This window comes from Mycolicibacterium doricum (genome assembly GCF_010728155.1).
Classification (GTDB): Bacteria; Actinomycetota; Actinomycetes; order Mycobacteriales; family Mycobacteriaceae; genus Mycobacterium; species Mycobacterium doricum.
Genome location: NZ_AP022605.1, coordinates 366,770 through 389,768 on the forward strand (window position 1 = coordinate 366,770; position 22,999 = coordinate 389,768).

28 protein-coding genes and 1 pseudogene are annotated in these 22,999 nt (G+C 69.6%); 24 read left to right on the forward strand and 5 right to left on the reverse strand.

Going from position 1 to position 22,999, the window contains the following annotated elements; translation table 11 throughout:
- Nucleotides 1–11 precede the first annotated feature (11 nt).
- From hemB to G6N07_RS01830, 12 genes are all read left to right on the forward strand, one after another.
- Nucleotides 12–992 (forward strand): porphobilinogen synthase, encoded by a 981-nt coding sequence (gene hemB / locus G6N07_RS01775; protein ID WP_085192189.1) that lies wholly within the window; start codon nt 12–14, stop codon nt 990–992.
- The gene (locus G6N07_RS01780; RefSeq protein WP_085192188.1) at nt 989–1,423 is read left to right on the forward strand and encodes a hypothetical protein; all 435 of its coding nucleotides are present in this window, start codon (nt 989–991) and stop codon (nt 1,421–1,423) included. The genes hemB and G6N07_RS01780 overlap by 4 nt, the downstream gene beginning before the upstream one ends.
- Before the next feature lie 21 nt (nt 1,424–1,444).
- A complete protein-coding gene (locus G6N07_RS01785) occupies nt 1,445–1,891 on the forward strand; it encodes a hypothetical protein (RefSeq protein WP_085192187.1) in 447 nt (148 codons plus the stop codon).
- Entirely contained in the window at nt 1,888–2,358 is a 471-nt protein-coding gene (locus tag G6N07_RS01790) for a transport-regulating membrane protein Mce1N (protein WP_085192186.1), read from the forward strand. The genes G6N07_RS01785 and G6N07_RS01790 overlap by 4 nt, the downstream gene beginning before the upstream one ends.
- A complete protein-coding gene (locus tag G6N07_RS01795; RefSeq protein ID WP_085192185.1) occupies nt 2,355–2,606 on the forward strand; it encodes a hypothetical protein in 252 nt (83 codons plus the stop codon). Before G6N07_RS01790 ends, G6N07_RS01795 begins: the two co-directional genes overlap by 4 nt.
- 301 nt (nt 2,607–2,907) lie before the next feature.
- Nucleotides 2,908–4,224, forward strand: coding sequence for a glutamate-1-semialdehyde 2,1-aminomutase (gene hemL / locus G6N07_RS01800; RefSeq protein WP_085192218.1), 1,317 nt, complete (start codon nt 2,908–2,910; stop codon nt 4,222–4,224).
- Nucleotides 4,221–4,859, forward strand: coding sequence for a histidine phosphatase family protein (locus G6N07_RS01805; RefSeq protein WP_085192184.1), 639 nt, complete (start codon nt 4,221–4,223; stop codon nt 4,857–4,859). The genes hemL and G6N07_RS01805 overlap by 4 nt, the downstream gene beginning before the upstream one ends.
- On the forward strand, nt 4,856–5,467 hold the full coding sequence (locus tag G6N07_RS01810) for a TlpA disulfide reductase family protein (RefSeq protein WP_085192183.1): 612 nt from the start codon (nt 4,856–4,858) through the stop codon (nt 5,465–5,467). The genes G6N07_RS01805 and G6N07_RS01810 overlap by 4 nt, the downstream gene beginning before the upstream one ends.
- Nucleotides 5,464–6,285 (forward strand): cytochrome c biogenesis CcdA family protein, encoded by an 822-nt coding sequence (locus G6N07_RS01815; RefSeq protein ID WP_085192182.1) that lies wholly within the window; start codon nt 5,464–5,466, stop codon nt 6,283–6,285. The genes G6N07_RS01810 and G6N07_RS01815 overlap by 4 nt, the downstream gene beginning before the upstream one ends.
- A complete protein-coding gene (gene resB, locus G6N07_RS01820; protein ID WP_085192181.1) occupies nt 6,285–7,901 on the forward strand; it encodes a cytochrome c biogenesis protein ResB in 1,617 nt (538 codons plus the stop codon). The genes G6N07_RS01815 and resB overlap by 1 nt, the downstream gene beginning before the upstream one ends.
- The gene (ccsB, locus tag G6N07_RS01825; protein ID WP_085192180.1) at nt 7,898–8,929 is read left to right on the forward strand and encodes a c-type cytochrome biogenesis protein CcsB; all 1,032 of its coding nucleotides are present in this window, start codon (nt 7,898–7,900) and stop codon (nt 8,927–8,929) included. The genes resB and ccsB overlap by 4 nt, the downstream gene beginning before the upstream one ends.
- Nucleotides 8,929–10,086: a MinD/ParA family ATP-binding protein gene (locus tag G6N07_RS01830; protein WP_085192179.1), complete on the forward strand. Its 1,158-nt coding sequence runs from the start codon at nt 8,929–8,931 to the stop codon at nt 10,084–10,086. The genes ccsB and G6N07_RS01830 overlap by 1 nt, the downstream gene beginning before the upstream one ends.
- Before the next feature lie 17 nt (nt 10,087–10,103).
- Here G6N07_RS01830 and G6N07_RS19670 read toward each other — a convergent pair whose 3' ends face one another.
- Entirely contained in the window at nt 10,104–10,268 is a 165-nt protein-coding gene (locus tag G6N07_RS19670; protein ID WP_099050269.1) for a hypothetical protein, read from the reverse strand.
- A gap of 47 nt (nt 10,269–10,315) precedes the next feature.
- Here G6N07_RS19670 and G6N07_RS01835 point away from each other — a divergent pair, with 47 nt between their 5' ends.
- The 3 genes and pseudogenes from G6N07_RS01835 to G6N07_RS20040 all read left to right on the forward strand — a co-directional run.
- Nucleotides 10,316–10,633, forward strand: a complete 318-nt coding sequence (locus G6N07_RS01835) for a DUF4229 domain-containing protein (protein WP_085192178.1) — start codon at nt 10,316–10,318, stop codon at nt 10,631–10,633.
- The gene (locus G6N07_RS01840) at nt 10,630–10,809 is read left to right on the forward strand and encodes a hypothetical protein (protein WP_085192177.1); all 180 of its coding nucleotides are present in this window, start codon (nt 10,630–10,632) and stop codon (nt 10,807–10,809) included. Before G6N07_RS01835 ends, G6N07_RS01840 begins: the two co-directional genes overlap by 4 nt.
- A 126-nt stretch (nt 10,810–10,935) precedes the next feature.
- Nucleotides 10,936–11,145, forward strand: a pseudogene (locus tag G6N07_RS20040) (nuclear transport factor 2 family protein); the annotation flags it as partial.
- A gap of 66 nt (nt 11,146–11,211) precedes the next feature.
- Here the strand turns inward: G6N07_RS20040 and G6N07_RS01850 are convergent.
- Nucleotides 11,212–12,081, reverse strand: coding sequence for a 1,4-dihydroxy-2-naphthoate polyprenyltransferase (locus G6N07_RS01850; RefSeq protein ID WP_085192176.1), 870 nt, complete (start codon nt 12,079–12,081; stop codon nt 11,212–11,214).
- A 78-nt stretch (nt 12,082–12,159) separates the two neighbouring features.
- Between G6N07_RS01850 and G6N07_RS01855 the strand changes: the two genes are divergently transcribed.
- The 3 genes from G6N07_RS01855 to G6N07_RS01865 all read left to right on the forward strand — a co-directional run bounded on the left by G6N07_RS01855 (nt 12,160) and on the right by G6N07_RS01865 (nt 15,210).
- The gene (locus tag G6N07_RS01855) at nt 12,160–12,936 is read left to right on the forward strand and encodes an S-methyl-5'-thioadenosine phosphorylase (protein WP_085192217.1); all 777 of its coding nucleotides are present in this window, start codon (nt 12,160–12,162) and stop codon (nt 12,934–12,936) included.
- A complete protein-coding gene (locus tag G6N07_RS01860; RefSeq protein WP_085192175.1) occupies nt 12,933–13,964 on the forward strand; it encodes an NAD-dependent epimerase/dehydratase family protein in 1,032 nt (343 codons plus the stop codon). The genes G6N07_RS01855 and G6N07_RS01860 overlap by 4 nt, the downstream gene beginning before the upstream one ends.
- Nucleotides 13,965–14,085: 121 nt before the next feature.
- Entirely contained in the window at nt 14,086–15,210 is a 1,125-nt protein-coding gene (locus G6N07_RS01865) for an NAD(P)H-dependent flavin oxidoreductase (protein WP_085192174.1), read from the forward strand.
- Between the two features lie 9 nt (nt 15,211–15,219).
- On the opposite strand, the gene G6N07_RS01870 is transcribed toward G6N07_RS01865, so the two are convergent.
- Nucleotides 15,220–16,254, reverse strand: a complete 1,035-nt coding sequence (locus G6N07_RS01870; RefSeq protein WP_085192173.1) for a sensor histidine kinase — start codon at nt 16,252–16,254, stop codon at nt 15,220–15,222.
- The gene (locus G6N07_RS01875) at nt 16,241–16,954 is read right to left on the reverse strand and encodes a response regulator transcription factor (RefSeq protein WP_085192172.1); all 714 of its coding nucleotides are present in this window, start codon (nt 16,952–16,954) and stop codon (nt 16,241–16,243) included. The genes G6N07_RS01870 and G6N07_RS01875 overlap by 14 nt, the downstream gene beginning before the upstream one ends.
- 101 nt (nt 16,955–17,055) lie before the next feature.
- On the opposite strand from G6N07_RS01875, the gene G6N07_RS01880 reads away from it, so the two are divergent.
- From G6N07_RS01880 to G6N07_RS01890, 3 genes are read left to right on the forward strand one after another with little or no spacing between them, the layout of a single operon-like run.
- Nucleotides 17,056–17,712 (forward strand): glycosyltransferase family 2 protein, encoded by a 657-nt coding sequence (locus G6N07_RS01880; protein WP_170301068.1) that lies wholly within the window; start codon nt 17,056–17,058, stop codon nt 17,710–17,712.
- Nucleotides 17,709–18,383 carry a TIGR04282 family arsenosugar biosynthesis glycosyltransferase gene (locus tag G6N07_RS01885; RefSeq protein ID WP_085192170.1) on the forward strand — a complete coding sequence of 225 codons (675 nt, stop codon included), beginning with the start codon at nt 17,709–17,711 and terminating at the stop codon, nt 18,381–18,383. Before G6N07_RS01880 ends, G6N07_RS01885 begins: the two co-directional genes overlap by 4 nt.
- 3 nt (nt 18,384–18,386) lie before the next feature.
- A complete protein-coding gene (locus G6N07_RS01890) occupies nt 18,387–19,016 on the forward strand; it encodes a methyltransferase domain-containing protein (protein WP_085192169.1) in 630 nt (209 codons plus the stop codon).
- A 94-nt stretch (nt 19,017–19,110) separates the two neighbouring features.
- Here the strand turns inward: G6N07_RS01890 and G6N07_RS01895 are convergent, their stop codons facing one another.
- Nucleotides 19,111–20,466 carry a hypothetical protein gene (locus G6N07_RS01895; RefSeq protein WP_085192168.1) on the reverse strand — a complete coding sequence of 452 codons (1,356 nt, stop codon included), beginning with the start codon at nt 20,464–20,466 and terminating at the stop codon, nt 19,111–19,113.
- Between the two features lie 209 nt (nt 20,467–20,675).
- Between G6N07_RS01895 and G6N07_RS01900 the strand changes: the two genes are divergently transcribed.
- The 3 genes from G6N07_RS01900 to G6N07_RS01910 all read left to right on the forward strand — a co-directional run bounded on the left by G6N07_RS01900 (nt 20,676) and on the right by G6N07_RS01910 (nt 22,979).
- On the forward strand, nt 20,676–21,530 hold the full coding sequence (locus G6N07_RS01900; RefSeq protein WP_085192167.1) for a formate/nitrite transporter family protein: 855 nt from the start codon (nt 20,676–20,678) through the stop codon (nt 21,528–21,530).
- The gene (gene cynS, locus G6N07_RS01905) at nt 21,527–21,982 is read left to right on the forward strand and encodes a cyanase (RefSeq protein ID WP_085192166.1); all 456 of its coding nucleotides are present in this window, start codon (nt 21,527–21,529) and stop codon (nt 21,980–21,982) included. Before G6N07_RS01900 ends, cynS begins: the two co-directional genes overlap by 4 nt.
- Before the next feature lie 112 nt (nt 21,983–22,094).
- Complete coding sequence (locus G6N07_RS01910) at nt 22,095–22,979, forward strand: universal stress protein (protein WP_085192165.1); 885 nt, start codon at nt 22,095–22,097, stop codon at nt 22,977–22,979.
- Nucleotides 22,980–22,999 lie beyond the last annotated feature (20 nt).

Consider the following 22,999-nt stretch of genomic DNA (forward strand, 5'->3'; position numbering starts at 1 on the left):
CTGGCTTTGCAATGGCCTTCCCAAGACACCGTCCGCGACGGCTGCGCTCGACGCCCGCGATGCGCCGCCTGGTGGCGCAGACCACCCTGGAGCCAAGGCATCTCGTACTGCCGATGTTCGTCGCCGACGGCATCGACGAACCCCGCGAGATCGCCTCGATGCCCGGCGTGTGCCAGCACACCCGTGACTCGCTGCGGCGGGCCGCCGCCGACGCGGTGTCGGCCGGGGTCGGCGGGTTGATGCTGTTCGGGGTGCCGAAGAACGAGGACAAGGACGCCTACGGCAGCGCCGGCACCGATCCCGACGGCATCCTCAACGTCGCGCTGCGCGACCTGGACGCCGACCTCGGCGACGCGACGGTGCTGATGGCTGACACCTGCCTCGACGAGTTCACCGATCACGGCCACTGCGGGGTGGTGGACGAGCGTGGCCGGGTCGACAACGACACGACCAATCGCCGTTACGTCGAGCTTGCTGTGAGCCAGGCGGATTCGGGGGCGCACGTGGTGGGGCCGAGCGGCATGATGGACGGTCAGGTGGCCGCCATCCGCGACGGCCTCGACGCCGCGGGCCACACTGACACCGCGATCCTGGCGTATGCGGCGAAGTTCGCGTCGGGATTCTACGGGCCGTTCCGCGACGCCGTCGACTCCAGCCTGCAGGGTGACCGCCGCACCTACCAGCAGGAGCCGGGCAATGCCCGCGAGGCGCTGCACGAAGTGCGACTCGACCTCGACGAGGGCGCCGACATGGTGATGGTGAAACCCGCCATGGCTTACCTCGACGTGCTGCGCGCCGCCGCCGACATCTCGCCCGTCCCGGTGGCCGCCTACCAGGTCTCCGGTGAGTACTCGATGATCAGCGCCGCCGCCGCCAATGGCTGGATCGACGGTCCTACCGTCGCGCTGGAGACGCTGACCGGCATCCGCCGCGCAGGTGCGAACATCGTGTTGACCTACTGGGCGGCCGACGTGGCGGGCTGGCTGACATGACGGGAGAATCGACCCGCCCGGCCGGGCCGAAGCCGGCTCGCCCGGCCGATGTGGACACCGGCTTCTGGCTCTGGGCGGCCGCGCTGCCGCTGCTGGTGATCGGGTACCTGATCGACAACCTGATGGCGCCGGTGGCGGGTGCGCCGCTGTTTCTCAAAGGCATCGCGGTGATGATCGTCGTCGCGGTCGCCGCGGTCGTGCTGACGTTCCTCATCCTGCTGCGGCAGGGCTACCGCTGGACCCGCACGCTGCTGACCGCGGGCGGTTTCGGATCCATGGCCTACACCGTCACGAACCTGTTCACCGTCGAGCGGGAGTCACCGGTCGCGGCGTTCGGCTACGCGGTCACCGCGATCATCGGTTCGGTGCTCATCGCCGGCGGCATCTTCCTGCTGCACCGCAAAGACTCCAACGCCTTCTTCATGCGTTGACCGCGCTAGGCTGACCCGACCATGACCGCTTCGCCAACACCGGCGCGGCCGCGCGTCGTCGACATCGCGTTCTGGACACTGGTCGGCGGAGCCGTCCTGCTCATCGTCGGCGGGATGCTCGCCGCCACCGTCAGCTTCGAGACCGCGCGCTCGGCGATCGACCCCGAGGTCAGCGACGAGTCGTTGCTTAGCTACCTGGCCGTGCAGCGCGGTGTCGGCGTCGGTTCGGTGTTGGCCGGTGCGGTGCTGGCGTTCGTCGCCGGCCGGGCCCGGCGCGGCGATCCACGGTTCCGCCGCGCGACGGTCGCGCTCGCGCTCGCGATCGCCGTCGTGCTCATCATGCTCGCCGCGGGTGCCGGGGTGGCGAACCTCGTGACGCTGCTGGCGCTGGTGCCGATCACGGTCGGCACCGTACTGCTGACGCGCCGCAGTGCTGCCGGCTGGTTCGAGCAAGCCGGCCGCCGATGACCGGCGCGTCGAACGAGCGGTTGTTCTACGAGCCCGGCGCCAGCTGGGCGTGGTTGCTCGCCGGGCCCGCCGCGGGCGGGGGGATGCTCGCAATCCAGATTTCCGCCGGATACGGGTGGCAGCCGTTGCTGCCGGCACTGTTGCTGGTGCTGGTTTCTGGCTTCCTGACCGTCCAGGTGAAGGCAGCGCGGATTCACACCTCGGTCGAGCTGACACCGGAGGCCCTGCGGCAGGGCGCCGAAATCACCAAGGTCTCCGAAATCGTCACGGTGTATCCGCCGACGAGCGGGTCCGAGATGCAGAATTGGCAGTCGGCGAGGGCGCTCGGCGAGCTGACGGGCGTTCCCCGTGGGCGCACGGGCATCGGGCTCAAGCTGTCCGGCAACCGTACGGCGCAGGCCTGGGCGCGCCGGCATGCGACCCTGCGGGAGGAGCTGGCCGGGCTCGTCGAGGAACGGGTGCCGTGAACGCGCGACGCCGAGCGTTGCTGGAAATGGTGTTGGCCGTTGCCGCGGCGGTCGGATGCGTGGCGAGCTGGGTGGCGGCGCGCAGGCCGGCGATGGCCGCGCCGATCACGCCGGGAGAACCCGAGACCGCGGTGACGGTGTACTCGGCGCCGCTGCTCGTGCTCGCCCTGCTCCTTGCGACGGTCGCGGGTGTGCTGATCGTCGTCGGGGTGGCGCGGCTGCGGCGCGACGGTACTGCGCCTCGGTAGAGACGCTTCTTTTTCGCAGATCACACATTCGGGCAGTCGTAAGCCCATGAGTAGCGACAAGGAACGCCAGACCGGCGCGGAGAAGAAGGCGTCTCAGAAGGTGGCTGACGACCCCGACGCCAAGATTACCGAGAAACCGGACGTCACCGACAAGCCCGGGCGGGTTCCCAGCCCGGGTGACGCGCTCGCTGATCCGTACCTCTCGCTCATCCGTACCTGCGACGAGGACCACCGGCGGGCGTCGACCCGACCACTACACCCTGTAGTTGACGCGGTGGACCCGGCTGGGACACTGGTGGTCATGGGTGCTCACCACACCGCCACCGAGCATTCGGCGCGGCTGTTCGCCGACGCGTGCGCCGTCATCCCCGGTGGGGTCAACTCCCCGGTCCGGGCGTTCAACGCCGTGGGGGGAACACCGCGCTTCATCACCTCCGCCGACGGCTACTGGCTGACCGACGCAGACGACAACCGCTACGTCGACCTCGTCTGCTCCTGGGGTCCGATGATCCTCGGCCACGCCCACCCCGCGGTCGTCGAGGCCGTGCAGCGCGTCGCCGCCGACGGCCTGTCCTTCGGTGCCCCAACCCCGTCGGAAACCGAACTGGCCGCCGAGATCGTCTCCCGCGTCGCGCCCGTCGATCGCCTGCGGATGGTCAACTCCGGCACCGAGGCCACGATGAGCGCGATCCGGTTGGCCCGCGGTTTCACCGGCCGCCCCAAGATCGTCAAGTTCTCCGGCTGCTACCACGGCCACAGCGACGCGCTGCTCGCCGACGCCGGATCCGGGGTCGCCACGCTGGGGCTGCCGTCGTCGCCCGGTGTGACCGGCGCGGCGACCGCGGACACCATCGTGCTGCCGTACAACAGCGTCGACGCCGTCGGGGAGGTCTTCGCGGAGGCCGGGGATCAGATCGCCGCGGTCATCACCGAGGCCAGCCCGGGGAACATGGGCGCGGTCCCGCCGGAGCCCGGGTTCAACGCGGCCCTGCGCCGCATCACCGCCGACCACGGCGCCCTGCTGATCCTGGACGAGGTCATGACCGGGTTCCGGGTCAGCCGGTCGGGGTGGTACGGCGTCGATCCGGTCGACGGCGACCTGTTCACCTTCGGCAAGGTCATGGGCGGCGGCCTGCCCGCCGCGGCGTTCGGCGGCCGTGCCGAGGTGATGGAACGGCTGGCGCCGCTGGGCCCGGTCTACCAGGCCGGCACCCTGTCGGGGAACCCGGTCGCGATGGCCGCCGGCCTGGCGACGCTGCGCACCGCCGACGACGCGGTGTACGCCGCACTCGACGCCAACGCCGACCGGTTGGCCAGCCTGCTCACCCGAGCGCTGACCGATGCCGGAGTCACCCACCGCGTGCAGCGGGGCGGCAACATGCTGTCGGTGTTCTTCACCGCCGAGCAGGTCACCGACTTCACCACCGCTCGCGCCACCGAGACCTGGCGGTTCCCTCCGTTCTTCCACTCCCTGCTCGAGGCCGGCGTCTACCCGCCGCCCAGCGCATTCGAGGCCTGGTTCGTCTCGGCGGCGCTCGACGACGAGGCGTTCGACCGCATCGCCGCCGCCCTGACCGGTGCGGCCCGCGCCGCTGCGGAAGCGACGAAGCCGGCATGACCGGGATACCGCCTTCGGCCGGCGAGGCCGCATCGAAGACCGTCGTCCACGTGATGCGGCACGGCGAGGTGCACAACCCGGACGGCATCCTCTACGGCCGGCTGCCGGACTACCACCTGTCCGACCGTGGCCGCGCCCAGGCCGAAGCCGTCGCCACCTGGCTCGCCGACCGCGACATCGTCTACGTGGTCGCCTCGCCGCTGGAACGCGCCCAGGAGACCGCAGGCCCGATCGCGGCGGCGCACGGGCTGTCGATCGACACCGACGACGAGCTGATCGAGTCGCTCAACGTCTTCCAGGGAAAGCGGGTCTCGCCCGGTGACGGCGCGCTGCGCAACCCGGTGAACTGGCGGCATCTGCGCAACCCGCGTACCCCGTCGTGGGGTGAGCCGTACAGCGACATCGCCGCGAGGATGACAGCCGCGATGAACCGGGCACGCGCGAAGGCCACCGGCCACGAGGCGGTGTGTGTCAGCCACCAGTTGCCGGTGGAGACGCTGCGCCGCGCGATGACCGGCGCACCGCTGCACCACTTCCCCACCCGGCGCCTGTGCAACCTCGCCTCGGTCACCTCGTTCTACTTCCACGGCGACGCCTACGTCGGGTGGGGTTACGCGGAGCTGTCCGGACAGTGAGGCGATGGTGGATCGTGCTGGCGAGCGTGGCGGTGGTCGCGCTGGCCGGCTGCTCCACCGGTGACGACGCCGTCGCCCAGGGCGGCACCTTCGAGTTCGTGGCGCCCGGTGGCAGGACCGACATCTTCTACGACCCGCCCGCCGACCGCGGTGGGCCCGGCCCGCTGTCGGGTCCGAATCTGCTCGACCCGGCCGATACGCTGTCGCTCGACGACTTCGCGGGCAAGGTCGTCGTCATCAACGTGTGGGGTCAGTGGTGCGCCCCGTGCCGGACCGAGATCGGCGAGCTGCAGCAGGTCTACGACGCCACCCGCGCCATGGGCGTCGCATTCCTGGGCATCGACGTGCGTGACAACAATCGCGACGCCGCCGTCGACTTCGTCCGCGACCGCGGAATCACGTTTCCCTCCATCTACGACCCGGCGATGCGCACGATGATCGCGTTCGGCGGCAAGTACCCGACCACGGTCATCCCGTCGACCGTCGTGTTGGACCGCGAGCACCGGGTCGCCGCGGTGTTCCTGCGTGAGCTGCTCGCCGAGGACCTGCAGCCGGTGGTCGAACGCCTCGCGTCCGAACCGGCACCCGAACAGGAGCAGCAGCCGTGACCGGGTTCGCCGAGATCGCCGCGGCCGGGCCGGTGGCGCTGGCGCTGGCGGTCTGCGTGCTGGCCGGTCTGGTGTCGTTCGCGTCGCCGTGCGTGGTGCCGCTGGTGCCCGGCTACCTGTCGTATCTCGCCGCGGTGGTGGGCGTCGACGACCACGTTCGCCCAAACGAACAAACGGGCGCAAAAGTGCGAGACGGGGCCGCCATTTCGTCGATCTCGGCGGTGCGGACGCGACGGCTCAAGGTCGCTGGCGCCGCCGCGCTGTTCGTCGCCGGCTTCACCGCGGTGTTCCTGCTGGGCACCGTGGCGGTGCTGGGCATGACGACCACGCTGATCACCAATCAACTCCTGCTGCAACGCATCGGCGGCGTCGTCACGATCATCATGGGGCTGGTGTTCGTCGGGCTGATCCCCACTCTGCAACGTCAAGCGCGCTTCACCCCGCGGCAGTTGTCCACCGTCGCGGGTGCGCCGCTGCTGGGCGCGGTATTCGCGCTGGGTTGGACGCCGTGCCTCGGCCCGACGCTGACCGGGGTCATCACCGTCGCGTCGGCGACCGACGGCGCGAGCGTCGCCCGCGGTGTCGCGCTGGTCATCGCCTACTGCCTGGGCCTCGGCATCCCGTTCGTGCTTTTGGCGTTCGGGTCGGCGCGCGCGGTGCAGGGGCTGGGCTGGCTGCGCCGGCACACCCGCACGATCCAGGTGTTCGGGGGCGTGTTGTTGCTGATCGTGGGCACTGCGCTGGTCACCGGACTCTGGAACGACTTCGTCGCCTGGGTGCGCGATGCGTTCGTCAGCGATGTCAGGTTGCCGATCTGATGCGGCGAATGCTCGCCTACGCGCGCAACACCTGGCGGACCCTCACCTCCATGGGTACCGCGCTGGTGCTGCTGTTCCTGCTCGCGCTGGCCGCCATCCCGGGCGCCCTGCTGCCGCAGCGCAGCCTCAACGAGGCGAAGGTCGCCGAGTACATCGCCGATCGCCCCGCCCTTGGTCCGTGGCTGGACCGCCTCCAGGCTTTCGACGTGTTCTCGAGTTTCTGGTTCACGGCGATCTACGTGCTGCTGTTCATCTCACTCGTCGGCTGCCTGACACCGCGCCTCGTCGAACACGCGAAGAGCCTGCGCGCGGTTCCGGTGCCGGCGCCGCGAAACCTGGGCCGGCTACCCAAACACCACACCGCCGAGGTCACCGGCGAGCCGCAGCAGGTGGCGGCCTCGATGAGCGAGGAGCTCAGGGGCTGGCGGAAGGTCATCCGCACCGAGGGGGAGGCGGCCGGGATATCGGCGGAGAAGGGCTATCTGCGGGAGTTCGGCAACATCGTCTTCCACTTCTCGCTGCTGGGCCTGCTCGTCGCGATCGCCGCGGGCAAGCTGTTCGGCTACGAGGGCAACGTCATCGTCATCGCCGACGGCGGCCCCGGCTTCTGTTCGGCCTCACCCGCTGCGTTCGACTCGTTCCGCGCGGGCAACACCGTCGACGGCACCTCGCTGTACCCGATCTGCCTGAAGGTCAACGAGTTCCAGGCCGACTACCTCGACAGCGGTCAGGCCACGTCGTTCTCGGCGGACATCGAATACCAGGCCGGCGATGATCTGACGACGGGCACATGGCGGCCCTACGAGCTGAAGGTCAACGAGCCGCTGCGCGTCGGCGGTGACCGGGTGTACCTGCAGGGCCACGGTTACGCACCGACCTTCACCGTCACGTTCCCCGACGGGCAGACCCGGACCCAGACGCTGCAGTGGCGGCCCGACGACCAGATCACCTTCCTGTCCTCGGGGGTGATGCGGTTCGACCCGCCAGCGGGCACCTACCCCGACGCCGACGAACGCCGCAAGAACCAGATCGCGATCCAGGGCTTGTTCGCGCCGACGCAACTGCTGCACGGGAGCCTGCTGTCGTCGAGTTTTCCCGCGATGCGCGATCCCGGCGTCGCGATCGACGTCTACCGCGGTGACACCGGGCTCGACTCCGGCCGGCCGCAGAACATCTTCTCCCTCGACGAGCGGCTGGTCGGTCAGGGCCGGCTCACCCGCGAAGCCAGGGTGAACCTCAGCGTCGGCGGCGAAACCCGCCTCGACGACGGCACCGTCGTCCGTTTCGACGGCGCTGCGCCGTTCGTGAACGTGCAGGTCTCGCACGACCCGGCGCAAATGTGGGTGCTGGTGTTCGCGATGAGCATGATGGCGGGTCTACTGGTGTCGTTGATCGTGCGTCGCCGCCGGGTCTGGGTTCGGATCACGCCGGCGCATCCGGGTACCGTTGGCGTCGAATTCGGCGGGTTGGCCCGTACCGACAACTCCGGGTGGGGCGAGGAGTTCGAGCGGTTGACGGTGCGGCTGTTGGCCGGCCACCCCGACGCTGGTCACACCGACACGCAAGCCGACGCCGTGTCAGGAGCCGAAGCCGTGTCAGGAGAGAGAGTCACATGAACAGTCCCGACATCGACCTCGGTCTGGCCCGGTTTTCCGATTGGGCGTTCACCTCATCGGTCCTGGTCCTGGTGGGGGCGATGCTGCTGCTCGCCGTCGAACTGGCCTACAGCCGCAGCCGCGGGGTCGCCAACCGTGAGCTGATCGGCGCCGGAGCCGCCCCGGCGGCGACATCGGGTCTAGCCGCCCCGGCGGCGACATCGGGTCGCACCATCGGCGCCGACAGCGCGGGCCCGGGCGTCGTCGCCGACGTCCCCAAGCGTCCGCTCGGCGAGCGGATCGGTTCGTCGGGCGTGGCGCTGGTCTACGTGGGCACCGGGTTGCTGCTGGCCTGCATCGTGCTGCGCGGCCTGTCCACCTCACGGGTCCCGTGGGGCAACATGTACGAGTTCATCAACCTGACGTCGTTCTGCGGGCTGGTCGCCGCCGCGGTGGTGCTGCGCCGGCCCCAGTACCGCGCGCTGTGGGTGTTCGTCCTGGTGCCGGTCCTGATCCTGCTGACGGTGTCGGGTCGGTGGCTCTACTCGCACGCCGCGCCGGTCATGCCGGCGTTGCAGTCGTACTGGCTGCCTATCCACGTGTCGGTGGTCAGTCTCGGCTCCGGGGTGTTCCTCGTGGGCGGCGTCGCCAGCATTCTGTTCCTGGTCAAGATGTCGCGGTTCGGCCAGCCCGAGAACGACGGGATGGTGTCGCGGGTGGTGCAGCGGCTGCCCGACGCGCAGACCCTCGACCGGATCGCATACCGCACGACGATCTTCGCGTTCCCCGTCTTCGGGTTCGGCGTGATCTTCGGTGCCATCTGGGCCGAGGAGGCGTGGGGCCGCTACTGGGGCTGGGACCCCAAGGAGACGGTGTCGTTCATCGCCTGGGTGGTCTACGCCGCCTACCTGCACGCCCGCTCGACCGCGGGATGGCGCGACCGCAAGGCCGCGTGGATCAATGTGGCCGGGTTCACCGCGATGGTGTTCAACCTGTTCTTCATCAACCTCGTCACCGTCGGCCTGCACTCCTACGCCGGGGTCGGCTGATGGGTGACCACTCGGCGGGTGGGTTCCGGGCTCAGCAGCGGTTCCGCGACCCGGCGGCCGTCGAGCCGCAGGTGCCGCCGGAGTGGTCGGCCCCCACCCCGCCGGATGGCATCCCCGTCGTCGACCCGGCCGCCGTGGCCCCCACCCGGCCGGTCGCCGAACCCCCGCGACCGGTCTCGCATCCGGTGTCGCAACCGCTGCCCGTACCGCCGACGCCGTACCTGGATCTGTCGACGGTGGCGCTGCTGGGCCGGCCCAAACAGGCGCCCTCGCACGGGTGGCGCAAGTGGCTGTACCTGGCGACGTTCCAACTGGTCAACATCGGTGAGAGCCGGGAGGCCGCACAGCAGGACAGCCTCGTCGCACGGGTGAAGCAACCGCTGGCCGGCTGCTATCGCATCGCAGTGCTCTCGCTGAAGGGCGGCGTCGGGAAGACCACGATCACCGCCACCCTGGGCGCCACTTTCGCCTCGATCCGCGGGGACCGCGTGGTGGCCGTCGACGCCAACCCCGACCGGGGGACGTTGAGCCAGAAGGTGCCGTTGGAGACGACGGCGACGGTGCGTCACCTGCTCCGCGACGCCGAGGGTATCGAGCGCTACAGCGACGTTCGCGCCTACACCTCACAGGGGTCGAGCCGGCTCGAGGTGCTCGCCTCGGAGACCGACCCGGCGGTGTCGGAGGCTTTCAGCTCCGACGACTACACCCGCACACTCGAGGTGCTCGAACGGTTCTACAGCCTGGTCCTCACCGACTGCGGGACCGGTCTGATGCACTCGGCGATGACGTCGGTGCTTGCGCACGCCGACGTGCTGGTGGTGATCAGTTCCGGCTCGGTCGACGGGGCGCGCAGCGCCTCAGCCACCCTGGACTGGCTCGACGCGCATGGCCACCAGGCGTTGGTGGCCAACGCGATCGCCGTCATCAACGCGGTGCGGCCGCGGTCGGGCAAGGTCGATCTGCAGAAGGTCTCCGACCACTTCTCGCGGCGGTGCCGCGCGGTGCAGGTGGTGCCGTTCGATCCGCATCTGGAAGAGGGCGCGGAGATCAGCCTGGACCGCCTCAAGCCCGCGACGCGGCAGGCGCTGCTGGAACTGGCGGGTGTGGTGGCCGACGGATTCGCCGGCGCCGTCCGCCGCGACGACGACCGCGGGTAGCGCCGCCCGACGCGGGGCTACTGCCGCGGGTTGTTGTCGTCCTGGCCGAGGCGCCGGAGAAAATCCGGGTCGTCGTCGGGCCCGATCACACGCCGCTGCGGCCGGGTCGCGCTGACCCGCATGAGACGCCAGCCGATGTAGACCGAGCCGGCCAGAACCAGTATCAGGAGCAAATACGCCACTCAAACCTCCTGCCATCGAATATACGCGCGTCGGTACGCTCGGGTGCGTGTCAGAAGGTCGGCAGGGTCCACGTCTCGTTGCCGATGTGCTCGTCTACGTCGCAGCCCGCTTGTTACTGGTGGCGGCGCTCGCGGCGGCGATCTTGGGTGTCGGCCATCTGCTCGGTTTGCGGGAGTTCCCGTTGGTCATCGCGGTCCTGTTCGCCCTCGTGATCGCGCTGCCCCTGGGTATCTGGCTGTTCGCGCCGCTGCGGCAGCGGGCGACCGCGAGCATCGCCGCGTTCGACGCGCAGCGGCGCAAGGACCGAGAACAGCTGCAGGCTCGTCTGCGCGGCGAAGACCCGCCCGGTGACGCCGAGGCATGACGCCACACGCTCGGGCGCAGGCCGGGGCGGTCCGGCTCGGGTTCCATATCTCCAACACCTACGACATCTCCAACACCTACGACATCTCCAACACCTACGACATCTCCAACACCTATGACACCGCCGACGGCCTCGACCGGTTGCTCGACGACCTCGCTGAGCCGTCGCCGGCATAACCGGGTGAGCAGCTGGGTAGCTGTCTGATCATGACCAATGCCAAGGGCCTTTACGAGCAGTGGATCACCCGGTTGTGGGCCGCAGAGCCCGTCGCCTGACCGGGAGGTGCACGGCCCGCCGAGCTCCAAGCGATCATCGACCAGACCCACGAGATGCTCTCGGACCTGACGTTCGAGATCGAGCTGGGGCCGTTCGTCGAAGGCGACATGGTGGCCGGGCGCTGGCTGGGCAGCGGCGCCAGCGAGCAGGTCCCTGTGCGGTTCACCGGCAACGACATCCTCCGCATCGCCGACGGTAAGTTCGCCGGATACTGGACCGGCACGTCGGCGAGTTGACCTGCGGGGACAACGTCATCGGCTGCCAAACCCGGCTATCGGGAATCCTGCAAGCGTCGTGACGCCTCAACCGAAGGCGAGCGCGAGCGCGACGGCCACCGCCCAGACCAGCATGGCGAGCCCGGTGTCGCGGAGCACCGGGATCAGCTCGTTGCCGCCGAGCCCACCGCGCACCGGACGGGCGGCCCGCACCGCCAGCGGCAGTGCCACCAGCCCGACCGCACACCAGGGCGTGGCGAGCATAAGCACAAGCGTGAGCACCAGCGCGGTGCTCAGCAGCGCCTGATACAGCAGCCGGGTGCGGGCGTCGCCGAGACGCACGGCCAGGGTGATCTTGCCCGATTCTCGGTCGGTCGGGATGTCCCGGAGGTTGTTGGCGACCAGCACCGCCGACGACAGTGCACCCATCGCGACGGCGAGCGCGAGCCCGACCCAGTCGGCGCGCAGCGCCTGGGTGTACTGGGTGCCCAGCACGGCGACCAGCCCGAAGAAGACGAACACCGCAATCTCACCGAGCCCGATGTAGCCGTAGGGCTTCGAGCCGCCGGTGTAGAGCCACGCGCCCGCGATGCACACGGCGCCGACGGCGATCAGCCACGGTGCGCTGGCCACCGCGAGGACCAGTCCGGCCACCGCGCCGACGGCCAGGCTGGCGATCGCCGCGGTGAGCACCGCACGCGGCGACGCCAGCTTGGATCCGACGAGGCGCAGCGGACCGGCCCGTACGTCGTCGGTGCCGCGGATGCCGTCGGAGTAGTCGTTGGCGTAGTTGACCCCCACGATCAGCGCGACGGCAACGACGAACGCCAGCAGCGCCTTCCACCACACCGCGCCGTCCAACCACGCGGCGCCCCCGGTGCCTGCGATCACCGGTGCGATTGCGTTGGGCAACGTGCGGGGGCGAGCGCCCTCGACCCATTCGGCGAACCCTGCCACGAGCGCAATCGTCGCACGTCTGGTGGCGACGGCCCCGTCGTCACCCCGTGGGAGATGGGCATGGACGACAATGGACCGATGCTGGGAGTGATCGGTGGTAGCGGCTTCTACTCGTTCTTCGGCCCGGACGCGCGCAGCGTCATGCTCGACACCCCCTACGGTGCCCCCAGCGCAGCGATCACGGTCGGCACGGTGGGCGAGCACGAGGTCGCGTTCCTGCCCCGGCACGGCGTCGATCACCAGTTCAGCCCGCACACCGTGCCGTACCGGGCCAACATGTGGGCGCTGCGGGCGTTGGGCGTGCGGCGGATCTTCGGCCCGTGCGCGGTGGGCAGCCTCACCCCGGATCTCGGCCCGGGCTCGATGGTGGTGCCCGATCAGCTCGTGGACCGCACAAGCGGGCGGGACGACACCTACTTCGACTCCGGCGGCATCCACGTCGGTTTCGCCGATCCGTACTGCCCCACGCTGCGTGCGGCGGCCGCCGGGCTGCCCGGCGTCGTCGACGGCGGCACCATGGTGGTGATCCAGGGGCCGCGGTTCTCCACCCGCGCGGAGAGCAAGTGGTTTGCAAGCCAGGGTTTCACCTTGGTCAACATGACCGGCTATCCCGAGGCGGTGCTCGCCAGGGAACTTGAGATGTGTTATGCCGCAATCGCGTTGGTGACCGATCTGGACGCGGGTATCGGCAGCGGGGAAGGGGTGAAGGCGGTCGACGTGTTCGCCGAGTTCCAGCGCAACCTCGTACCGTTCAAGAAGGTCGTGCACGAGGCGATCGATCAGGTGGCCGTCGAACGGACCTGTGAGCACTGCCTGCCGCACGAAGGCGCGACACTGCCGATCGAGTTGCCGTGAGGGTGTTACTCACCGGTGCCGCCGGATTCGTCGGTTCACGCGTGCGCGTCGCGCTGGAATCGGCAGGTCACGACGTCGTCGCCGTCGACGTGATGCTGCCCGCCGCACACGGAGGATCGGCGCGACTGCCCGACGACACCCACCGGGTCGACGTCCGTGACTCCGCTGCTCTTACCCCGCTACTCGACGGCATCGACGTCGTCTGTCACCAGGCGGCCGTGGTGGGCGCCGGGGTCAACGCGGCCGACGCACCGTCTTACGGCAGCCATAACGACTATGGGACCAGCGTCCTGCTCGCCGAGATGTTCGCCGCCGGCGTTCAGAAACTGGTGCTGGCGTCATCGATGGTGGTGTACGGGCAGGGCCGTTTCGAGTGCGCCGCACACGGCTCCGTCGACCCGTCGCCGCGTACCCGTGCCGATCTGGACGCCGGTGTGTTCGAGCACCGCTGCGGTCTCTGCGGGGAGGAACTGCAGTGGCGACTGGTCGGCGAAGAGGAGCCGCTGCGTCCCCGGAGTCTGTATGCGGCAAGCAAAGTCGCGCAGGAGCACTATGCGCTGGCATGGGCGGAAGCGACCGGTGGATCGGTGGTGGCCCTGCGGTACCACAACGTCTACGGCCCCCACATGCCCCGGGATACCCCGTACAGCGGGGTGGCGGCGATCTTCCGCTCCGCGCTGCAGAACGGGGATGTGCCGAGGGTCTTCGAGGACGGCGGTCAGATGCGCGACTTCGTGCACGTCGACGACGTCGCGGCGGCGAACCTCGCCGCGGTCGAGTCGTGTCTGCCGGCATTCGAGGCGTTCAACGTCTGCTCCGGCCGGCCGATCTCGATCATCGAGGTCGCCACCGAACTCTGCGGGATCCGCGGGTCGGCACCGCCGTTGGTCACCGGGCAGTACCGCAGCGGCGACGTGCGCCACATCGTCGCCTCACCGCAGCGGGCGGCCGAACGGCTGGGCTTCCGGGCTGCGGTGGATCCGCGGGACGGTCTGCGAGAGTTTGCGTTCGCACCGTTGCGGGCGTGACATGCGCCGCTGGGCGTGTACTTCGGCCAGTGACCGCCCCGCGGCTGCCGAACAACCCTGGGACGGCGTGCAAATGGGCGAACACTGATGATCACCAACTTGCAACGGTGATACTGGCAGGGTGAAACCCGCGATATGTGAACAGTTCGGCATCGACTTTCCGCTTTTCGCGTTCAGCCACTGTCGCGATGTCGTCGCCGCCGTGACCAACGCCGGCGGCTTCGGGGTGCTCGGCGCGACGGCGTACACGCCGGAACAGTTGGACCGGGAACTCAGCTGGATCGACGAGCAGGTGGGCGCGAAGCCGTACGGCGCCGACATCATCGTGCCGGCCACGTTCGAGGGCAAGGGTGAGCACCTCTCGCGCGACGACCTCGGCGGACGAATCCCGGCCGAGTACCGCGAGTTCGTCACCCGACTGCTCGCCGACCACGACATCGAACTCGACGGGGCGCCGCGCCTCGGCGGGTCGGGACTGTCCGGGGACACCGGTCGGGAACTGCTCGACGTCGCGATGAGCCATCCGATCAAGCTGATCGCCAACGCCCTCGGGGTGCCGCCGGACTACATGATCGAGGCGGGCCGCGAACGCGGTGTGCCGATCGCCGCCCTCGTCGGCGCCCGTGAGCACGCCGTCAAACAGGTCGCCGCCGGTGTCGACCTGATCGTCGCGCAGGGCACCGAGGCCGGGGGGCACTGCGGTGAGGTGACGACGCTCGTGCTGATCCCCGAAGTGATAGAAGCCATCGAGTCCGCCGGGACCAAGGTGCCGGTGCTCGCCGCCGGCGGCATCGTGACCGGACGGCAGATGGCCGCGGCGGTGGCGATGGGCGCCGACGGGGCGTGGACCGGCTCGGTGTGGCTGACCACCGAAGAGGCCGAGACCGCACCGCACACGGTGGAGAAGATGCTGGCCGCGACCTCGCGGGACACGGTACGGTCGGCGGGCCGGACCGGTAAACCCGCCCGGCAGCTGGTGTCGGACTGGACGCAGGCCTGGGCGCCGCGCGGTGAGCGCCGGCCGCTCCCGCTGCCGCTGCAGAACATGCTCGCCGAACCGCTGCTGCGCCGCATCGACGTGCTGGCCGCGCAGGGGCACCCGGGCGCCCAGCAGTTGGCGACCTACTTCGTGGGACAGGGCGTCGGGTTGATGAACAAGGTCAAACCGGCGCGCGAGGTGGTCCGCGAGTTCATCGAGGACTATCTGGCCGCCGCGGAACGGCTGGGCAATTCGCTGCCGGACTGACGCCTTCGGTCAGCCCGAGGTGTCCAACGCCAGCGGTAGCCGCACCTCGAAGCGGGCGCCGGTGTCGAGGTTGTGCGCCGACAGCGTCCCGCGATGTGCCTGCACCAGGCCCGCGGCGATGGCCAACCCGAGGCCCGAACCGCTGGGCAGCGACGAGTCCTCGCGCGGCACACGGTGATTCGAGCCCCGGTAGGCGACGTCGAACACCCGAGGCAGGTCGGCCTCGTCGATCCCGACCCCGGTGTCGTCGACACGCGCCCATGCCACGTTCTCGTCGGAGCCGAGCGCCAACTGCACGCGGCCGCCCTCCGGCGTGTGCGCGATCGCGTTGGCGACCAGGTTCGACAGCACCCGCACCAGTGCGCGGTCGCTGCCCAGCACCCGCACGGGTTCGTCGGGCAGTTCGGCGCGCAGCTGGACCCCCGCGCGTTCGGCGGCGATCCGGTGGGCCGCCAGCACGTCGTCGACCACCTCGTCGAGAGCGACGCGGTCGAAGGCCGGCTGCACCGCCCCGGCGTTGATCTTGCTCACCTCGAAGAGGTCGTCGACCATCTCCGAAAGCCGGATGGACTCCTGTTCGATGTGCTTGGCGTGCGCGCGCACCTCGTCGCCGCCGACCAGACCGTCGGCGATGGCTTCGGACACCGCGCGAATCCCGGCCAACGGCGTGCGCAGGTCGTGGCTGACGAACGCGACCAGCTGCCGCCGCGACATCTCGGCGGCCCGCTCGGAATCGCGGATCTCCTGTTCCCACACCGTGCGGCGGGCCTGGTAGCGGCCGAGCATCACCGCACCGGGGATGGTCACCACAGCGACCACCACGAGCACGACGGCGATCGGCTCGAAGGTCTCGGTGACCATGAAGCCGCTGGCGCCCAGCACCCCGGTGAAGGTCGCGAGGACGGGGATCAGCACGAGCACGACCATGCTGACCGCCAGCGACCACGTACGAGCCAGCCGGATGATCAGCGCGCCGGCCAGCACCACGGGAATCGAGCAGGCCAGCGCCCAGGCGCCGATCTCCCAGACGTCAGTCGACGGCACCGGTGTCCAGGCCTTCGCGTGGGCGTGCCGCGCCGCTCCACATGTATCCGCGGCCCCATACCGTCTGCACCCGGTGGTGGTCGGCGAGCTTCGAACGCAACCGCTTGACGTGCACGGTGACCGTGGACAGATCGCCGAAATCCCAACGCCACACCTGCTTGAGCAGCTCTTCACGGGTGAAAACGGTGTCGGTGTGGCTGATGAAGAACAGCAGCAAGTCGAATTCGCGGTTGGTGAGGCTGACCGGCTGACCGTCGACGGTGACCGACCGGGCGGCCGCCGAGATCGTCAGGGCGCCGACTTTCAGCTCGACCGGTGTCAACCCGACCGGCGCCGGTGAACGGCGCAGCACCGAACGCACCCGCAGCGCCAGTTCCCGAGGGCTGAACGGTTTGGTCAAGTAGTCGTCGGCACCGGCTTCCAGGCCGGCGATGCGGTCGTCCTCTTCGCCGAGCGCGGTCAGGAGGATCACCGGGACGGTGTTGTCCCCACGCTGGCGCAGGGTGCGGCAGAGCGTCAGCCCGTCGGGTCCGGGCATCATCACGTCGAGCACGGCGACGTCGAACCGCTCGGTGCCCAGCAAGCGCAGCGCCTCGCTGCCGTCGCTGGCGATGGCCACTTCCAGGCCGTCGTGTTCGAGATACCGGCGCACGACGTCCCGCACGACGGAGTCGTCGTCGGCGATCAGGACGCGTGTCACCCCCCGAGGGTAGCCGTCGGTGGCCGCTACCTGCGCTGATGTCAGAGAATTGTCACTGTTGTCCAGCTGGGGTGCCGGCGGGGATGGTTAGCCTCGTGCCTATGCCCGAGTGTCCTGTGACGGTGGTGCTGCCGTGCCTGGACGAAGCGGCGTCGCTGCCGGCGGTGCTGGCCGCGCTTCCCGACGGCTACCGCGCTCTGGTGGTGGACAACAACAGCACGGACGGGACCGGGGAGGTGGCGCGGCAGCACGGCGCCGAGGTGGTGCACGAGGCACGCCCCGGATACGGCTCCGCGGTCCATGCCGGTGTGGTCGCGGCGCCCACCCCCGTGGTTGCTGTGCTCGACGCCGACGGATCGCTCGACCCGCGCGAATTGCCCGCTCTGGTGGCCGAGCTCGACCGCGGCACGCACCTGGTGGTCGGCCGGCGCCGGGCGGCGCCGGGCTTGCGCTGGCCGTGGCATGCCCGCCTGGGGACGGCTGCGGTGTGCTGGCGGTTGCGGCAGCGCCACGGTCTGCCGGTCCATGACATCGCACCGATGCGGGTGGCCCGCCGCGACGATCTGCTCGCGCTCGGTGTGCAGGATCGCCGTTCCGGGTATCCACTGGAACTCCTGGTCCGCGCCGCCGCCGCGGGCTGGCGCGTCGTCGAAGTTGACGTAACCTACGGTCCGCGCACCGGCGGAAGGTCGAAGGTCAGCGGCTCGTTGCGCGGCAGTGCGGTGGCCGCGCTCGACTTCTGGCGGGTGATCGAGTGACGCAGTTGCCGGTGACGGTTCTCGTGGTCGCCAAGGCCCCGGTGCCTGGGTTGGCGAAGACGCGGCTGGCGGTCACCGTCGGGTTGGAGATGGCCGCGGTGATCGCTGCGGCGGCGCTGCTCGACACCCTCGACGCGGTTTTGGCCGCGCCGGTGCAGGCGCGGGTGGTCGCGCTGACCGGCGACATCGACGCGGCGCAGCACAACAGCGGGGTGCTGCGCGCAAAACTCTCCGGGTTCACCGTCGTCGACCAACGCGGTGACTCGTTCGCCGAACGGCTGGTGCACGCACACGCCGATGCGGCGGCGGCGGTGGGGGACCGCCCGATCCTGCAGATCGGCATGGACACCCCCCAGGTCACCGCCGACCTGCTGGGCCGGTGCGCACAGACGCTGCTCGGTGCCGACGCGGTGCTGGGGCCGGCGCGCGACGGCGGCTGGTGGCTGCTAGGGGTTCGGACCGCGGGGATGGCCGACTGTCTGCGCGAGGTGCCGATGTCGCGGGGGGACACCGGCGCGTTGACGCGGAAGCGGTTGCAGGACAGGGGGATCGATGTGGTGATGGTCGACGAGGTCGCCGATGTGGACACCGCCGCGGACGTCGGACCGGTCCGGCGGTGCTGCCCGCCCGGTGGGCGGTTTCCGTTCGCGACGGCAGCGGCAGGGCTGTGACCGATGCTCGGTAACCTCTACGACCGCGCGCTCGACGGTGAACGGTGCTGGATCCGCGGCGGTGACGGAGAGGTGAAGACACTTCCGGTGCGAAGTTGGCTCGGCGGACGTCACGCCGACCGGCTCTTCGACCGGGCAGTCGTGCTGTTGTGCGAGGGTCCGACGATCGATTTGGGCTGCGGCCCCGGGCGTCTGGTCGCCGATCTGGTTCGTCGCGGCATCCCCGCGCTGGGCGTCGACCAGTCCGCCACCGCCGTCGAGTTGGCGCGGCGCAACGGAGCGCCGGCGTTGCGCCGCGACGTGTTCGGGGCGTTACCAGGTATCGGGAGATGGCAGACCGCACTGTTGGCCGACGGCAACATCGGCCTCGGCGGAGACCCGGGGCGGGTGCTGCGGCGCGCGGCCGAACTGCTGCGGCCCGGCGGCCGATGCGTCGTGGAGTTCGACGCCGAAACCCACGGGCTGCAGGACCGTCTCGTGCGTCTGGAGTCCTCCAACACGGTGGGCCCGTGGTTCAGGTGGGCTTCGGTGGGGGTGGATTGCGCGGCCGCGCTCGCCGAAGAAGCGGGGTTGGCGATGACGGGTCTGTATCCCGCCGGCCGTCGGGTGCTCGCGACGTTGGCGACGTCGTGACGGACCGTCGGGACCTTCCCGACCGGACTGCGTACACCGCGGCGCTGAGCGCGAACGTCGCGGCGACCAGCAGCAGCCAGCGGCCGAGGAACGGTCACCAGTTGGTCAGGATGAGGTGGTTGATCAGCAGCGCGCCGAGCACGTTGAGCGAAAGCCACCACCGCTGCGCGCGCACCGGGAGCAGTGCCCCGGCCGCGACCAGCCACATCGTGAAGGGCAGCCAGATCCGTTCGGTCTCGGCCTTGCTGAGCATGCTCAGATCGGCGAGGAGGATCGACGCCAGGGCTCCCAGCATCAACAGGTGCAGACCGGAGCGGGCACGGATGGCCGCGACGTCGAAGACCCGGCCCAGCCCCGCGACGCTGCCCAATCCGATCGCGCAGACGACGGAGGCGAAGTTCGCCCAGCCCCAGTACTGGAACGGCCGGTCGGCGGCGATGCCCTGCCAGTAGCGTTCCTGCACCAGCTGGTATCCGTCGAACCACCAGAACCCGGCGATGACGAACAGCACGACGATCACCAGGGCCGCGCCGACCGCGGGCAGCAGCGCGCGTCGGGCCGCGCGCCAGTCGGGCGAACAGATCAGTACCGCGACCGCGGGCAGCGCCATCAGCACCAAGCCGTAGTTGAGGAAGATCGCCCATCCCAGCAGCACGCCCGCACCGACGGCGAAGAGTTCGGGGCGGCGGCCGACGCCGCGCACCGCCAACGCCAGCAGCGCGATACCCCAGGCAGCGACACCGGCGAAGTACCCGTCGGCCGACACCGCCACCCAGATCGCGGTCGGCGCGACGGCGAGGAACGGCGCGGCGAGGCGCGCGGTGTGCTCGTCGGCCAGTGCGCGCACCGCCACGAGGATCGCCGCCGCCACGCTGGAACCGGCGATCAGGCACAGCAGTCCAGCCCAGACGCCGCCCCCGAGGCCGATGCGGTCCATCCACACGAACGTCAGCAGGGCGCCCGGTGGGTGGCCGGACACGTGGGTGATCCACGAATCGGGTTGGTAGTCGAGGATCCGATCGGCGAAGGTGCGGACGGCCTCGGGGATGTCGGTGACGGTGGGCACCTGCCGCAGGTACTCATGGCGTGCGGTCAGCCGACCGGCGAACCCGCGTTGCCACCCGTCGACCAGCGCAAGCGAAAGCGCCCACGCCGCAGACGTCGCCCATGTCCCCGTCACGAGCGTTCGCCAGTTCAGCCGCTGCGCCAGCGACTGCCCCCAGACCACTGCGGCGACGCCCAGGAAGACGGCGGGCACGGTGCCCCATCCGACATGGGCGTTCCACCAGCCGAAGATGGGCGCGACTCCGGCGAAGTCGCGGAGTCGTTCGGGGCTCGCGTTGATCAACGGCGTGACGACACCGAGGCCGAGGTGGGGCACCACGAAGGCCGCCACCACGAGCACCAGGCCGATGGCTGCAGCGATCGTCTCCCTGCGGTGGGCACGCACCCGGCCAGCCTAGGGCGTGGAATGAACGGCTTTGTAAGCCGCGTCACCGCCGCAGCGCCTCACAGCAGGTCATGGCCGTCGGTGAACTAAGCGTGACGCGCTGTCAAAGACGCGTTACGTCTACGACACATCCGGTCGCCAAGCTGAGGGGCACCTTCAGTGCCGTCGTCCGCCACTGCCACTCACCGTCCCAAGAGGAGCGACGACTCATGTCCTATGTGGATCCAGCGCAGTTCGTCACGAAGATGATCGACGCCGGGGAGGCCAAGGCCTTCATGTCGACGCGCGACACCGTGATCCGCGCCTACATGGCCGGGGCGATCCTCGCGCTGGCCGCGGCGTTCGCGGTCACCGTCACCGTGCAGACAGGTAACGCGCTCGTCGGCGCCCTGCTGTTCCCGGTCGGGTTCTGCCTGCTGTACCTGCTCGGGTTCGATTTGCTGACCGGTGTTTTCACGCTCGTCCCGCTCGCCCTTCTCGACAAGCGGCGAGGTGTGACCATGCGGGGGCTGCTGCGCAACTGGGGACTGGTGTTCGTCGGCAACTTCGCCGGCGCGCTCACCGTCGCCTTCATGATGGCGATCATCTTCACCTACGGATTCTCGGTCGATCCGAACGAGGTCGGTCAGAGGCTGGGCGAGATCGGCCAAAGCCGCACCGTCGGGTACGCCCAGTACGGAGCCGCAGGCATGCTCACGTTGTTCATCCGGGGTGTGCTGTGCAACTGGATGGTGTCCACCGGTGTGGTGGCGGCGATGATGTCGACCTCGGTGTCGGGCAAGGTGATCGGGATGTGGATGCCGATCATCGTGTTCTTCTACATGGGGTTCGAGCACTCGGTGGTCAACATGTTCCTGTTCCCGTCCGGTCTGATGCTCGGCGGTGACTTCTCGGTCATGGACTACCTGCTGTGGAACGAGATCCCCACGGTCATCGGCAATCTCGTCGGCGGCCTGGCCTTCGTCGGGTTGACGCTCTACGCCACCCACGCTCGCACCGGCTCAGAATGGAACCGGCCGGCCGAACCCGAGCAGTTCACGCTCCCGGTGGAGGCTCGGACATGACGCGGGACGAGATCACCGCCGACATCGTGGCGGCACGGCTGGCGAAACAGTTGACCTGGCAACAACTCGCCGACGCCATCGACCGGCCGGTGATGTGGACCATCGCCGCCCTGCTCGGCCAGCATCCGATTCCGGCCGACAGCGGCACGGTGCTCGTCGACGTGCTCGGTCTGGACCAGGCCGCCGTTCCGGTGCTGGCGGCGTCCCCCGTGCGCGGTGGCCTCGCGACCGCGGTGCCGACTGATCCGACCATCTACCGTTTCTACGAAGTGCTCCAGGTGTACGGCGGTGCCATCAAGGAACTCATCCACGAGGAGTTCGGCGACGGCATCATGAGCGCGATCAACTTCAGCATCGACGTGCAGCGCAAACCGCATTCCGCCGGTGACCGCGTGGTCGTCACACTCGACGGCAAGTTCCTGCCCTACGACTGGACGGCCGCCGAAGGCTGATCGAGCTTCGAGCGTTCGGGACCTTGGTCCTTCGACTCGCGGACCAGCGCCTCGCTCCGCGGGGCGGCCACCTCGGCTAACCTGTGCCGGAACCGCACAGGGAGGTGTCGAGATGTCCTCGTCGGAAAGACCTCATGGAATCGTCGTGGGTGCCGACGGGTCGGCGGCCGGCAACGTCGCCGTGGACTGGGCGGCGCGCAGCGCCGTCCGTCGGGGGGTGCCGCTCACACTCGTCCACGTCATCGCGCCCAAGGACGTCCGGATGTGGATCGAGGTGCCGGCTCCGCAGGAGTACCTGCGCTGGCAGGCCGAACGCAGTACGCGGGTGATGGACGAGGCCATGGCGATCGCCGAGCGGGCCGCCGGCAACCGGAAGCTCACCGTGGTCAAACAGGTCATCCCAGGCGACGCGAAGGCCACGCTGATCGACATGTCGAAGGACGCCGGCCTGGTCGTGGTCGGTAGCCGCCGCCTCGGCGCCCTGGGCAGGCGGCTACTCGGTTCGGTGAGCACTGCCGTGGTGCACCATGCCCACTGTCCGGTCGCGGTGATCCACGATGAGGATCCGCTGATGGACCACCCGGACCAGGCGCCGGTCGTGGTCGGCGTCGACGGCTCCGCCGCCTCCGACAATGCGATCGCGATCGCCTTCGACGAGGCATCCCGACGCGGTGTCGATCTGGTCGCCGTGCACGCCTGGAACGATGTCGACTACGAGTTCCCGGACATCAAGTGGGTTGACTACACCGAACGCGGCGAGCGCATCATCGGCGAGTGTCTTGCCGGCTACTGCGAGACCTATCCCGACGTCTCGGTGCACAAGGTGCTCGTGCGTGACCGCCCGGCGCACCAGCTGCTACAGCAGGCAGAAGCGGCGCAGTTGCTCGTCGTCGGGAGCCGCGGCCGGGGCGGTTTCGAGGGCATGCTACTCGGCTCGGTCAGCTCCGAGGTGGTGCAATCCGCCCGCATGCCGGTGATCGTCGCCCGCGGCGGTTGATCAGCGCGCGCTTGCTGAAT

What these genes read in the sequence shown, in the direction of transcription:
- hemB (WP_085192189.1), top strand. Translation starts at nt 12, where the DNA reads ATGGCCTTCCCAAGACACCGTCCGCGACGGCTGCGCTCGACGCCCGCG.
- G6N07_RS01780 (WP_085192188.1), top strand. Translation starts at nt 989, where the DNA reads ATGACGGGAGAATCGACCCGCCCGGCCGGGCCGAAGCCGGCTCGCCCG.
- G6N07_RS01785 (WP_085192187.1), top strand. Translation starts at nt 1,445, where the DNA reads ATGACCGCTTCGCCAACACCGGCGCGGCCGCGCGTCGTCGACATCGCG.
- G6N07_RS01790 (WP_085192186.1), top strand. Translation starts at nt 1,888, where the DNA reads ATGACCGGCGCGTCGAACGAGCGGTTGTTCTACGAGCCCGGCGCCAGC.
- hemL (WP_085192218.1), top strand. Translation starts at nt 2,908, where the DNA reads ATGGGTGCTCACCACACCGCCACCGAGCATTCGGCGCGGCTGTTCGCC.
- G6N07_RS01805 (WP_085192184.1), top strand. Translation starts at nt 4,221, where the DNA reads ATGACCGGGATACCGCCTTCGGCCGGCGAGGCCGCATCGAAGACCGTC.
- resB (WP_085192181.1), top strand. Translation starts at nt 6,285, where the DNA reads ATGCGGCGAATGCTCGCCTACGCGCGCAACACCTGGCGGACCCTCACC.
- ccsB (WP_085192180.1), top strand. Translation starts at nt 7,898, where the DNA reads ATGAACAGTCCCGACATCGACCTCGGTCTGGCCCGGTTTTCCGATTGG.
- G6N07_RS01830 (WP_085192179.1), top strand. Translation starts at nt 8,929, where the DNA reads ATGGGTGACCACTCGGCGGGTGGGTTCCGGGCTCAGCAGCGGTTCCGC.
- G6N07_RS01840 (WP_085192177.1), top strand. Translation starts at nt 10,630, where the DNA reads ATGACGCCACACGCTCGGGCGCAGGCCGGGGCGGTCCGGCTCGGGTTC.
- G6N07_RS01855 (WP_085192217.1), top strand. Translation starts at nt 12,160, where the DNA reads ATGCTGGGAGTGATCGGTGGTAGCGGCTTCTACTCGTTCTTCGGCCCG.
- G6N07_RS01880 (WP_170301068.1), top strand. Translation starts at nt 17,056, where the DNA reads ATGCCCGAGTGTCCTGTGACGGTGGTGCTGCCGTGCCTGGACGAAGCG.
- G6N07_RS01890 (WP_085192169.1), top strand. Translation starts at nt 18,387, where the DNA reads ATGCTCGGTAACCTCTACGACCGCGCGCTCGACGGTGAACGGTGCTGG.
- G6N07_RS01900 (WP_085192167.1), top strand. Translation starts at nt 20,676, where the DNA reads ATGTCCTATGTGGATCCAGCGCAGTTCGTCACGAAGATGATCGACGCC.
- cynS (WP_085192166.1), top strand. Translation starts at nt 21,527, where the DNA reads ATGACGCGGGACGAGATCACCGCCGACATCGTGGCGGCACGGCTGGCG.
- G6N07_RS01910 (WP_085192165.1), top strand. Translation starts at nt 22,095, where the DNA reads ATGTCCTCGTCGGAAAGACCTCATGGAATCGTCGTGGGTGCCGACGGG.